Genomic DNA, 12,452 nt, shown 5'->3' on the forward strand with positions numbered 1-12,452 from the left:
GCTTTCTTCTAACCGGTTTGTCGTGACAACGGATGCGCATTATAGGGAGTCGAAAAATTCTCGCAAGTGTTTTTTTGCGTTTTTATTTTGTTCGTGTTTTTTTTAGCCAAAAACATATTTATAAGTTAAATTAGGTCTATATGTTGACTATTTAAGCAGCAATCACACATCTACTCACGTAATATATGCATCTAAGAATTATGCTTTGAGATGAATTATGGAATTAAGTAAGCAACAAACAGCCTCACAAAAAAATCGCTCTTATATTATTGCAGAAAATCTTGGCCAGTTGATTTTAACCAGCGCCTATTTACCTGATTCCATTTTACCCAGCGAATTAGAATTATCAGAACAATTCCAAGCAAGTCGAACAGCAATAAGAGAAGCAATAAAAATATTAGCTGCAAAAGGTATGGTATTAGCTCGCCCCAAAATAGGTACCCGGGTTATGCCTCCCTCAAATTGGAATTTTTTAGACCAAGATCTCTTAACATGGTGGTCCAATATCGAAGAGCAATCTGTCGTGATGGAACACTTTAAAATGGTTAGACTAGCGATAGAACCTCAAGCTTGTTATCTTGCAGCTATACATGCAACAAAAGAACAAAAGCAATCATTACAACTGTTAGCAAGTGAAATGCAATTACTAGCCAAAGAATTTGACAGAGCGCATTGGGTGAAAGTTGATTATCATTTCCATTTAACTATTTACAAAGCTTGTGCCAATCCTTTCTTAATTTCTTTTGCTAATTTATTCCGTTCTATTTATCTGCGTTACTTTGATGTCATTACTAATAATGAGGTTATAGAGGTCGAAATTCATCAACAACTTGCCAATGCAATTATTCATGGTAAAAGTACAGTAGCACTCGACCTTTGCTATAACTTACTAACGATTACCCAAAAGCAAGACTAACAAAACAATATTCCATTAAAGCTTTCATTTATTTGTATAGGTAACTGATGTTCAAAACAGCGAAAAATATGTCTGGCCTTCCATGGATTGCGGCAATGGCCTTTTTCATGCAAGCGCTTGATGCCACAATTTTGAATACGGCTTTACCTGATATTGCAAGAAGCCTTGATCACTCGCCGCTTGCGATGCAATCAGCCGTAGTCAGTTATACGCTTACTGTTGCTCTATTGATTCCTGTTAGCGGCTGGTTTGCAGATAGATTTGGTACAAGACGTATATTTATTTTAGCGGTTTCTTTATTTTCTCTTGGTTCATTACTTTGTGCCCTTTCGCCTTCCTTAAATTTCTTAGTGACCTCTAGGGTTATTCAAGGAATTGGTGGGGCAATGATGATGCCAGTCGCCCGCTTAGCCTTAATAAGGGCTTACCCTCGAAGTGAGTTATTACCTATCTTAAATTTCGTCACCATCCCTGGTTTAGTTGGGCCAATATTGGGGCCTCTATTAGGTGGTATCTTAGTAACCTATGCAACTTGGCATTGGATATTTATCATTAATATTCCTATTGGTGTTTTAGGTATTTTTTATGCCTTAAAACATATGCCTGACTTTAAAATGCCAAAACGTAAATTTGATACTTTAGGGTTCTTATTGTTTGGTTCCGGCTTAGTCATGCTATCTGTCAGCTTAGACTTATTCAGTGATAAATCTCTTTCAACATCGATTCCAGTCACTATTGTCTTAGTCGGCTTTCTCTTCTTATTTGTTTATATTTTCCATGCAAGACGCACTAAGCACGCAATAATCCCATTGAATTTATTTAAAACGCGTACATTTTCTATTGGGATCAGTGGTAATATCGCGACACGCTTAGGAACAGGCAGTATTCCATTTTTAATGCCATTAATGTTGCAGGTGGGTTTTGGTTACGAAGCCGTTGTGGCAGGAATGATGATGGCACCACTAGCAATAGGGTCAATCACTGCTAAATCGGGAGTTACTCGGGTCCTAACTAAGTATGGCTACCGTAATACATTATTTGTTATCACCATTATTATTGGATTAATGATCGCACAGTTTTCCTTACAATCACCAAGTATGTCGATTTACCTGTTAATCGTACCTTTATTCATTTTAGGAATGGTAATGTCAGTGCAGTTCACCGCAATGAATACTATTTGCTTGGCTGATTTAACAGACAATAATGCAAGTGCGGGAAATAGTATGTTAGCGGTGACTCAGCAACTATCGATAAGCTTCGGTATTGCAGTCAGTGCTGCAATCTTAAACTTCTATGGTGGACAACCTAATAGCAATACGGTCGATAATTTTCACTACACTTTTATTACCGTTGGTGTCATTACGCTTATCTCAGCTTTTGTCTTCTTATTATTAAGTAAGACAGACGGTGATAATTTAATAAAAAACAAAACCAAAAAAGCGAAGAATTAATATTTTTTAACCGATTGGCGCTCAATTAGCTCAGGGGTAAGAACCAAAACGCTCGCCTTTGCCTCTGGGTTATCCATACGATAAATAAGTTGGTCAACAGCCTGTTGGCCTAACTTATCTTTTGGCTGATGAATTGTTGTTAGTGGTGGGATCATATAAGGTGAAAGATCGATATCATCATAACCAATAATTGAAATATCATCAGGTACTTTCAAGCCCTTTTGGTATATCGCTTGATAAGCTCCCACCGCCATCGCATCATTACCGGCAAAAATAGCCTCGGGAGGGACAGGTAAGCTAAGCAGTTTATTCATAGACTCAAACCCACCAGCAAATTCAAAATCACTGAAAATGATATAATCATCATAAATATTAATGCCGCCATCTGTCATGGCTTGAATAAAACCTTGATGGCGTGCCCTTGCTGGTGATTTGTCTTGTGGTCCTGCAATACATGCAATACGGGTAAAACCAGATTCAATAAGGTAACGAGTGGCTATTTCCCCACCAAGAAAAGAGTTATCTTGAATGATATCGCCATCTGATTCGAATGGTGACCAGTCCATCATAACCGTTGGCACAGCGGGGTAACGAGCCAAAACATTTTTTGATGGCCCTTGAACTTCTGTGCACATAATCAATAGCCCATCAACACGCTTTTGTAGCAACGTTTCTAAACTATGATTCATCCGCTGAAGGTCACCTTCAGTGTTGCACAAAATCAAACTATAACCGCGTTCGTAACAACTCCGCTCTACCCCCCGCACTACTTCTGCGTAGAATGGGTTATTACTTGTTGTCAGTAACATCCCAATCGTATTAGTACGATTCATTTTTAAACTACGCGCTAACGCAGAAGGGGCATAGTTTAACTCTTCAATCGCATTTTTAACGCGAGTGGTAATGCTCTCGCTGACATAGCGATTTTGATTAATAACGTGAGAGACGGTGGATGTCGACACCCCCGCAAGGCGTGCCACATCTTTCATTGTTGCCACAAGTTAATCCTGTTGAGTCAAAAACTGGTCAATTTCTTTACGCCATGGAACAGACGGTTGAGCTCCTGGGCGAGTCACAGCTATCGCCGCCGCCGCATGAGCAAAAATAATCGCTTCTTCGTCAGCCTTACCTTCAAGCAGTGCAGTAACGTAAGCCCCATTGAATGTATCACCTGCGGCAATAGTATCCACTGCTTTTACGCGAAATGCAGAAATTATTTTACCTTCTGCACCTTTTTCACTATACCAAACACCTCGAGAACCAAGTGTTATCATCACTTTACTAATACCTTTTTGATGTAAGGCTTCAGCTGCATCCTGAGCACCTTGATTATCATTAACCGCAATACCTGTTAAGTGTTCAGCTTCTGTTTCATTTGGTGTGATGATATCAACTAATGATAATAATGAATCAGGTAATGATTGAGCAGGTGCAGGGTTCAAAATGACTTTCGTATTGTTTTTCTTAGCTATTTCAGCGGCCATTTGTACTGTTTCAATGGGGGATTCCAGTTGCATCAATACCGCGTCCGCTTCCACAATTTTTTGCTGATAATGAGCTAACCTTGCCTTGGTTAGTTGCGCATTTGCACCTGCATTGATGCCAATTGTATTTTCCCCTTGTTGATTCACATAAATGAGGGCGACACCTGTCGTTTCACCTTCAATTGCATCAATACATTCAGTTTTAATATTATCGAGAGATAACTGTTTTTTTATACTCACACCAATATCGTCATCACCAACACAAGCAATAAACGTTATGTCAGCACCACTGCGACCTGCTGCAACAGCTTGGTTGGCGCCTTTCCCGCCAAATGCAACTTGGTAATGATCGCCTCTAACGGTTTCACCCGGCTGAGGGAAATGCTTAACATTTAATATATGATCCGCATTGATACTACCGAGAACCACCAGTTTTGCTGTACCCATAACGTTTATTTCCTTTTTTGATGACCCAATGAATTGCAAACTAAAATAAACCGCCGCAGTATGCCGCGGCGGTTTTTATCTTATTGTTTTACCACTAATTCTAATTCAACCGGAACCGTTGAATCCACTTTTTCGCCTTTTAAGACTTTATCTGCAATCTGAACACCAACAATCCCAATTTGGTCTGGGCGCTGTGCAATAGTTGCACCTAATTTTCCACCTTCAACAGCTTTGATACCATCATTTGTTCCATCAAAACCGACAACCAGAACATCAGTACGGCCTGCGGTTTGTAAAGCTCTTAATGCCCCTAATGCCATTTCATCATTTTGAGCAAATACCGCTTGAACAGCGGGATGTGCCGTTAACAAGTTTTGCATTACGTTCAAGCCTTTTGTTCTATCGAAATCAGCAGGTTGGCTCGCCAGTAAATTGAATTTGTGCTCTTTTGCTCCAGTACTAAAACCTTCACCGCGCTCACGCGCTGCTGATGTACCTGAAATACCTTCTAATTGAATCACTTTCGCTTCATTGCCTGTTTTTTGTGCAATATAGTCGGCAGCCATTTTCCCGCCCATGCGGTTATCTGATGCCACATGGCTGACAACTTCACCTTTGTTAGCTGCTCTATCCAAAGTGATGACAGGTATATTTGCTTTATTAGCCATTAATATTGAGTTACCCACCGCATCTGAATCCGTTGGGTTAATTAACATTAATTTTGTACCACGAACGGTTAAATCTTGAACGTTGGCTAATTCTTTAGCTGGATTATCTTGGGAATCTAAAACAATCAGCTCATAACCCAATTTATCCGCTTCTTTTTGTGCGCTATCTTTCATCGTCACAAAGAACGGGTTATTCAATGTAGAAATTACGAGTGCAATGCTATCTTTCGCCATCGCATTGACACTAACGGTTGCACTCAGTGCAACTGCAGATAATAACGTTGCTAGTTTGTTCAGTTTCATAATAATTTTCCTGTAGGGTTACTTTTTATTATCAACAAGTACAGCGAGTAAGATGACGACAGCTTTAACAATCATCTGGTAGTTTGACGAAATACCTAATAAGTTTAATCCATTGTTTAAGAAACCAAGGATAAGCGCACCAATCAATGTTCCGACGATACGCCCCTTACCACCAGCAAGGCTGGTACCACCAAGTACAACCGCAGCGATAGCATCAAGTTCATACCCATTACCTGCCATTGGCTGAGCTGATGATAAACGTGCAACTTCAATGACACTCGCCAATGCCGCTAGCAGTCCACATAAGGCATAAACCACTATTTTAATACGGTCAACATTAATACCAGAAAGACGGGTAGCCGCTTCATTCCCACCAAGTGCGTAGATGTAAAGACCAAGGCGAGTATGATGCAACATATACCACGCAGCAGCAAAAACGATGATCATTAACCAGACTGGAGTTGGAATACCAAATGGACGGCCAATACCAAACCAACCGAATAAATCTGCGTTATCACTAAATCCTGTATTGATAGGGCTGCCGTCTGTATAAACTCGTGTCACACCACGCAGTAGTAGCATCATGACTAAAGTCGCAATGAAAGCTTGGACTTTTCCTTTTGCAACAATCACTCCTGTACATGCACCGATAGCAGCACCAAGTGCTAGTGCTCCCGCAACAGCCACTAATGCGTTAACTTCCGCCCCGACCATGGAGGCTGCAACCGCTCCCGTTAAGGCCAATAAGGACCCAACAGAAAGGTCGATTCCTGACGTTAAGATAACTAATGTCATCCCAACCGCCATAATGGCGTTGACGGAGGTTTGTTGTAAGATATTGAATAGGTTATTAACCGTAAAAAAATTCGGGCTTAATGTTGATACGATTGCAATCAAAACTAATAGTGCGATTAATGATTTTTGCTCCATCAGCCATGCTTTGCTGAACCAGCGTTTTGATGATGCGGTAGTTGAACTCATACTGATAACTCCTGAACTGAGCCATAATTTTTACCCACTGCGGCAGCCATTAAGGCTTCCTGAGTCGCGTCTTTGGCTGAAAATTCGCCGCTGATATGACCTTCGTGCATCACCAAAATGCGGTCACTCATTCCTATTACTTCAGGCATTTCTGAAGAAACTAAAATGATACTCAGCCCTTCTTTTTTAAACTGGTTAATTAGTTGATAAATTTCTTTTTTAGCACCAACGTCTACACCACGAGTTGGCTCATCGAGGATCAGTACTTTTGGTCTTGTCATCAAACCGCGCGCAATGGCCACTTTTTGCTGGTTACCACCAGAAAGGTTGCCAATTATTTGGTCCATAGACGGGGTTTTAATATTGAATAACCGAATGAAATCGCTAACGGTTTGCTGCTCTTCACCATGCTTGAGACTTCCCCCCGCACGACTAAAATAACGTAATGCCGTCAATGACATATTTTCTTTCACTGACATGCCTAATACTAATCCATCACGTTTACGGTCTTCTGAAATATAAACAATGCCACTGTTTAAGCCATCTTGTGGTGTTTTCAGTGTTACGGGTTTGCCTTCCAGTTTTATCGTACCTGATTTTTTTGTCGCCGCGCCGTAGATGATTTTCATCAACTCTGTACGCCCCGCGCCCATCAAACCAGATACACCTAAAATTTCCCCACTCTTTAGGGTGAAATTGGCATTTGTTACACCAGGTCCAGATACATCTTCAAGCTGCAGCCTAATTTTTCCAGTTTCTACCTCAACCCTTGGATATTGGTCTTCAAGTTTACGACCAACCATCATTTCAATGAGTTTTTCTTCTTCTAATTCACTCACGGGTTTCTCACCAATAAACTGGCCATCGCGAAACACCGTTACATCGTCGCAAATTTCAAAAATTTCTTTTAAACGATGAGAAATATAAACAATGCCACAGCCTTGAGCTTTTAAGTCTTCGATAACTCTAAATAAGGATTCTGTTTCCGTGTCCGTTAGCGCATCAGTGGGTTCATCCATGATAATCACTTGTGATTGGAAGCTAAGGACTTTGGCGATTTCGACCATTTGTTGTTCGCCGATAGAAAGCTCTGCAATAGTTTGATGGCTATCATAATCAAGGTTAAGCCGTTTAAGCAGTTTGTCAGACTCACTGAACATTTTTTTCCAGTTAATTTTGCCAAATGCATTAACATACTCTCGGCCTAGAAAAATATTTTCAGCGATGGTTAATTCAGGGATCAGGTTGAGTTCTTGGTGGATAATCCCAATACCCGCCTCTTGGGAACTTTTGGGCCCATTAAACGCCACTTCTTTGCCTAAATAGCGGATTTGCCCGGCATCTTTTTTATAAATACCTGTCAGCACTTTCATCATGGTTGATTTGCCAGCCCCATTTTCCCCCACCAGCGCCATGACTTTCCCTGGATAGACATTCAATGTCGCACCACTGAGGGCTTTTACCCCTGGAAATGATTTATCAATCCCGATAAGTTCTAATAAAGGTTGCATAGTCACCTCAGAAAGTCACACCAGAACAAAGAATAACGTTAGCGAACGGTGAACATTCCCCTGTTCGGATCACTGCTTTACTGTCATGAGTGAGTTGTTTAAAACGTTCATGACTGCAATAAATAATTTCAATCGTATTGTTTTGAGTGACTTCTAACTGTTGTAAATGAGCCAAAATAGCGGCTTCCATTTGTGGGTTAATGGTGCTGATTTCCTCTGCTAGAATGGCTTTTTCAACTTGCATCTCTTGGGTGATGACACTTAAAACTGACATGAAATCTGGTAAACCTTGCGTAATGGCTAAATCAATACGTTCCGTTCCTTGATAAATGGGTAAACCTGCATCAGCAAGCGTTATTTGGTCTGTATGACCTAATCTTGCGATTACAGAGGTAACGTTGGCATTAAGTAAAACACCCTTTTTCATTTTTCACCGCCATTCCAGTAAGCGAAACGTTTCGCTCATGTAATAATAGTAAAGATAAGTCACAACTCAATATTGATGATTAATATTTGTGATCAATATCGAAACGTTTCGTTCGTGTTGAGAAAGTTTAAAAACAATAACTTATTGAATCACTTATAGCTGAATCGTTTTTTCTAATTTCTTGGAGCATATCAAAGAAAAATGGAAAAATAGGTCGCAGTATGTAATAAAAGAAATTGATAGTTTTAATATCAACGCTTCTACAATAAAAGGAATGAATATGCAGCTTGCTGAACGAATAGCCCAATTAAGCAATTACCTTGAAAGCGGTTTATATGAACGCCAGCAAGCTATTCGTTTGTGCTTATTAGCCACATTAAGCGGTGAAAGCGTATTTCTATTAGGCCCTCCAGGTATTGCCAAAAGCTTAATTGCACGAAGAATGAAATATGCTTTTCGTCACGCAAACGCTTTTGAATACTTAATGACGCGATTTTCAACACCGGAAGAAATCTTTGGTCCTCTTTCAATACAGGCGCTAAAAGATGAAGGACGATATGAACGTTTAACCAAAGGTTATTTACCAGACGCTGAAGTCGTATTTCTTGATGAAATATGGAAAGCGGGCCCAGCCATTTTAAATACCTTATTAACGGCGGTAAATGAGCGCAAGTTCCGTAATGGTGATGAAGAAAAATCCATCCCTATGCGGTTATTAGTAACTGCATCAAATGAATTACCCGATGCAGATAATAGCCTCGAGGCGCTATTTGACAGAATGCTAGTACGTATTTGGTTGGATAAAGTACAAGAGAAACAAAATTTTCGCGCACTGTTAACAGGAAAATCATCGCTGAATGAATCTCAAATGCCAGAGCATTTAAAAATCAGTGATGAAGAGTACCAACAGTGGCAACAAGAAATTCCTAAAATTACGCTACCCGATCACTGTTTTGAACTTATTTACCAATTACGCCAGCAGTTAGATGCTACAGATAAACAACTTTATGTTTCCGATAGGCGCTGGAAAAAAGCAGTTTACCTATTACAAGCAAGTGCTTTCTTTAATGGTCGCAACAGCGTATCTCCTCTAGATCTTGTGTTATTAAAGGATTGTCTGTGGCATGACATGCAATCGATGAATACTTTACCGCAACTATTGCAGTCATTATTACAAGAAGATGGCTGGCAACAGAGAAAGTTAACTCGCGAAATAGAGCAAATTTATCAGCAATGGATGTCATCGACCCAAGACCAAAACAACCAAGATGCATTTAAAGTCAATAAAAACAATGCGATGTTTGCTCGTAAAGCGTCTTACGTATTGCCCGAAAATATCAGTGACGGTCGAATTACCCTGTTTTTACATCGTCCACTTCAACTGCATAATATGAAAGTTACCTTTGTAACAACTGATAAAAAGTCACTAATAACCTTCTTAAATAAAGGAACGACACTGTCCGCTCATCTAAATGGGATTGGTTTTGCGCAAGACATTGCTGCTGAGGTAAATAATTTAAACCAGATACAGTTATTAGATGTAAGTCATCAATCATCTACTTTATATATTCAAGATAAAACCTCGTCACTTGCGCCAAATACAAATAACCAAGAGTGGCTAGACAAGCTAGATAAAATTCAAGGTGAGATTCAAGCCGCGCGCTATCAGTTTGAAAAACAGCAGCCCAACTTATTTATTGAACCACACTGGCTTGCGGATATTGAACAAAGTTTTATAAAGCTCACTGAAAAGCTAAACCAATTACGTAACCAAATCACGGGTAAAGTGGCCGAATAGCGATGATGAGTTTAGCCACATTAGAAATGCTGCTTTCGGTTAATGAAGGCCAATTAATTGAAGAGATAATTATATCTTTGCTAGCAACTCCTCAATTAGCGGTATTTTTTGAAAAACATCCTCGATTAAAAAAAGCTTTACTCAAAGATTTATCGGGTTGGAAAAAGGATCTCAAACAGCGTATGCAAGATGCGCTTGTTCCCGCACAACTTTCAGAAGAATTTGAACTTTATCGTCAGTCCCTTGGGATTTCGACAGATGCCTTTTTTATCCGATTACCTAATGTCATCGCAAAACTTCACCAACTGGATTCCCCTTTTTACCGTGAGGCATATCAGCTACAGAGTGGGAAAATAGAGAACCGCAGTGCAAGACAATCATTATTTGTTCAAAGATGGCGTATTAGCTTAATTTTACAAGTTACAACACTACATAAAGAGCTACTAGAACAGGAAAAAGAACAATTATTGGCAGAATTACAACGCCGACTGGCTCTAAGTGGTAATTTAGAAGATATTCTTGGCGAAAATGATCGTGCTGCTGGCCGGCTGTGGGATTTAACCAAAGGTGTGAACATGACTTCCGCTTATAATGACCAATTATTAAGCCGATACAGTGAATTTTTACGTCAGCAGCCTGAATTAGAAAAAATAGCCCAATTATTAGGCCGTAGCCAATCCGCTCAATCCATTCCTGATGATAGTGTTTTTCTTGAACCAATGGCTATCATGGAAAAAGTGCCAGAAACGGTTCCTGAGCAAGTTAATGGCTTAAATCAGAGTGATGATATTTTACGGTTATTACCTGCAGAACTCGCTATGTTAGGCCTTGAAGATATTGAATTTGAGTTCTATCGAAAATTACTCGAAAAACAGCTTCTAACTTATCGGTTACAAGGAGATAGCTGGCAAGAAAGAAAAGTTCTGCGCCCTATTACCCACCACCATAATGAAGAACAGCCAAGAGGACCATTTGTTGTATGTATTGATACATCGGGTTCGATGGGCGGTTTAAATGAACGCTGCGCCAAAGCATTTTGCCTCGCGCTAATGAAAATTGCGCTGGCGGATAATCGCTCATGCCATGTGATGTTATTTTCCACAGAAATTGTGCATTACGATTTACTTTCTATTGATGGCTTAGAGCAATGTATTCGTTTTTTACATCAAACATTTAAAGGTGGGACTGACCTTGCGGCTTGTTTGCAAGAAACCGCAATAAAATTGGAATCAAAACAGTGGATTGATGCAGATGCCGTGGTGATTTCTGATTTTGTTGCTCAGCGTTTACCGGATGAGTTAATTCAGAAAATAAAGACTATGCAGAAGAAAGGTAAATACCGCTTCCATGCGGTATCTGTATCAAATTATGGGAAACCCAGTATCATGAAGATCTTTGACCATATTTGGCGTTTTGATACTGGGTTAAAAAGCAGGCTGTTACGCCGCTTTAGCCGCTAATTACAGCATACCTTCAACGGATTCTTGCATTTCAGCACCCCATACACCACATTGCACTTGGCCAATGTGTTGGCGTTGAAGAAGTAGCATAACTAAGCGAGACTGGCCAATACCACCACCGATAGTTTGTGGCATTTCACCTTTCACTAACGCTTGGTGCCACTCTAATTCCATACGTTTTTCATCGCCAGTTAAACTTAATTGACGAGTTAAACACTCAGGACTTACGCGAATTCCCATTGAAGAAAGCTCAAATGCGTCCTGTAAAACAGGGTTCCACACAATGATGTCGCCGTTCAAACCACAAAAACCGTCTTCATTTTTTGTTGTCCAGTCATCGTAGTCTGGCGCACGAACATCATGTGATTCACCGCTAGATAGCTTACCACCGATACCAATTAAGAATACTGCGCCTAATTCTTTTGCGATTGCGCGTTCACGCCCTTTCGCATCTAAATCAGGGTAGCGCTGTAACAACTCTTCACTGTGAATAAAGTGGATTTGGTCAGGCAGGAACGGTGCCAACCCAAATTCTTTACTTACGGCAGCTTCTGTTTCTTTTATTGCCTTATAGATTTTACCCACTGTCTGCTTCAGATAAGGAAGTGTACGTTCCTCATCTGCCATCACTTTTTCCCAATCCCACTGATCAACATAAACGGAGTGGATTGGGGTTAAGCGATCCTCGTCCGGACGCAACGCTTTCATATGAGTGTATAAACCTTGGCCTTTACTAAAACCGAAACGCCCTAAGGTTTTACGTTTCCATTTAGCCAAAGAATGAACCACTTCAAAGGTTGCACCTGGAATTGATTTCACTTTCACTTGAACGGCTTTTTCGCTGCCAGATAAGTTGTCTTGAGTACCATCCCCTAAGCGGCTTAGGATTGGCCCTTGAACTTCAATTAACCCTAATTCTTTTTCAAGTAAACGTGAGAAATATGATTTCACAAAACTAATTTGTTGCTGATGTTCGATAAATGACTTGTCCATAATTTATTCCCAT

The 12,452-nt window shown here is 40.2% G+C and carries 11 protein-coding genes; 4 read left to right on the plus strand and 7 right to left on the minus strand.

Annotated features, from left to right (window positions below; all coding sequences use genetic code 11):
* The first annotated feature begins 217 nt into the window (after positions 1-217).
* Positions 218-916 carry a FadR/GntR family transcriptional regulator gene (locus SJ312_RS16300; RefSeq protein WP_096863685.1) on the plus strand — a complete coding sequence of 233 codons (699 nt, stop codon included), beginning with the start codon at positions 218-220 and terminating at the stop codon, positions 914-916.
* A gap of 47 nt (positions 917-963) precedes the next feature.
* Positions 964-2,367: a multidrug transporter subunit MdtD gene (gene mdtD, locus SJ312_RS16305; protein WP_004906350.1), complete on the plus strand. Its 1,404-nt coding sequence runs from the start codon at positions 964-966 to the stop codon at positions 2,365-2,367.
* On the opposite strand, the gene rbsR is transcribed toward mdtD, so the two are convergent.
* The 6 genes from rbsR to rbsD form a co-directional block, all read right to left on the minus strand.
* Positions 2,364-3,365, minus strand: coding sequence for a ribose operon transcriptional repressor RbsR (gene rbsR, locus SJ312_RS16310; protein ID WP_164564183.1), 1,002 nt, complete (start codon positions 3,363-3,365; stop codon positions 2,364-2,366). The genes mdtD and rbsR overlap by 4 nt on opposite strands.
* Before the next feature lie 3 nt (positions 3,366-3,368).
* Positions 3,369-4,298, minus strand: coding sequence for a ribokinase (gene rbsK / locus SJ312_RS16315; RefSeq protein ID WP_004906346.1), 930 nt, complete (start codon positions 4,296-4,298; stop codon positions 3,369-3,371).
* Between the two features lie 80 nt (positions 4,299-4,378).
* Positions 4,379-5,269: a ribose ABC transporter substrate-binding protein RbsB gene (gene rbsB, locus SJ312_RS16320; protein ID WP_004906343.1), complete on the minus strand. Its 891-nt coding sequence runs from the start codon at positions 5,267-5,269 to the stop codon at positions 4,379-4,381.
* 18 nt (positions 5,270-5,287) lie between these two features.
* Entirely contained in the window at positions 5,288-6,250 is a 963-nt protein-coding gene (gene rbsC / locus SJ312_RS16325; RefSeq protein ID WP_319868092.1) for a ribose ABC transporter permease, read from the minus strand.
* Positions 6,247-7,761: a ribose ABC transporter ATP-binding protein RbsA gene (gene rbsA / locus SJ312_RS16330; protein WP_096863684.1), complete on the minus strand. Its 1,515-nt coding sequence runs from the start codon at positions 7,759-7,761 to the stop codon at positions 6,247-6,249. The genes rbsC and rbsA overlap by 4 nt, the downstream gene beginning before the upstream one ends.
* Positions 7,762-7,768: 7 nt before the next feature.
* Positions 7,769-8,188, minus strand: a complete 420-nt coding sequence (rbsD, locus tag SJ312_RS16335) for a D-ribose pyranase (RefSeq protein WP_094962013.1) — start codon at positions 8,186-8,188, stop codon at positions 7,769-7,771.
* Positions 8,189-8,468: 280 nt separating this feature from the next.
* Between rbsD and ravA the strand changes: the two genes are divergently transcribed.
* Both ravA and viaA read left to right on the plus strand, forming a co-directional pair.
* Positions 8,469-9,986 carry an ATPase RavA gene (gene ravA / locus SJ312_RS16340; RefSeq protein ID WP_096863683.1) on the plus strand — a complete coding sequence of 506 codons (1,518 nt, stop codon included), beginning with the start codon at positions 8,469-8,471 and terminating at the stop codon, positions 9,984-9,986.
* Between the two features lie 2 nt (positions 9,987-9,988).
* Positions 9,989-11,446, plus strand: a complete 1,458-nt coding sequence (viaA, locus tag SJ312_RS16345) for an ATPase RavA stimulator ViaA (protein WP_272574883.1) — start codon at positions 9,989-9,991, stop codon at positions 11,444-11,446.
* Here the strand turns inward: viaA and asnA are convergent, their stop codons facing one another.
* Entirely contained in the window at positions 11,447-12,439 is a 993-nt protein-coding gene (gene asnA / locus SJ312_RS16350; protein ID WP_004906329.1) for an aspartate--ammonia ligase, read from the minus strand.
* Positions 12,440-12,452 lie beyond the last annotated feature (13 nt).

Origin of the sequence: Providencia sp. CIM-Carb-044 (assembly GCF_033901115.1) — a bacterium.
Classification (GTDB): Bacteria; Pseudomonadota; Gammaproteobacteria; order Enterobacterales; family Enterobacteriaceae; genus Providencia; species Providencia hangzhouensis.

Bases quoted from the DNA above. Each gene is read 5' to 3' on its own strand.
- rbsC (WP_319868092.1), bottom strand. From the start codon at position 6,250: ATGAGTTCAACTACCGCATCATCAAAACGCTGGTTCAGCAAAGCATGG.
- mdtD (WP_004906350.1), top strand. From the start codon at position 964: ATGTTCAAAACAGCGAAAAATATGTCTGGCCTTCCATGGATTGCGGCA.
- asnA (WP_004906329.1), bottom strand. From the start codon at position 12,439: ATGGACAAGTCATTTATCGAACATCAGCAACAAATTAGTTTTGTGAAA.
- rbsA (WP_096863684.1), bottom strand. From the start codon at position 7,761: ATGCAACCTTTATTAGAACTTATCGGGATTGATAAATCATTTCCAGGG.
- SJ312_RS16300 (WP_096863685.1), top strand. From the start codon at position 218: ATGGAATTAAGTAAGCAACAAACAGCCTCACAAAAAAATCGCTCTTAT.
- ravA (WP_096863683.1), top strand. From the start codon at position 8,469: ATGCAGCTTGCTGAACGAATAGCCCAATTAAGCAATTACCTTGAAAGC.
- viaA (WP_272574883.1), top strand. From the start codon at position 9,989: ATGATGAGTTTAGCCACATTAGAAATGCTGCTTTCGGTTAATGAAGGC.
- rbsB (WP_004906343.1), bottom strand. From the start codon at position 5,269: ATGAAACTGAACAAACTAGCAACGTTATTATCTGCAGTTGCACTGAGT.
- rbsK (WP_004906346.1), bottom strand. From the start codon at position 4,298: ATGGGTACAGCAAAACTGGTGGTTCTCGGTAGTATCAATGCGGATCAT.
- rbsD (WP_094962013.1), bottom strand. From the start codon at position 8,188: ATGAAAAAGGGTGTTTTACTTAATGCCAACGTTACCTCTGTAATCGCA.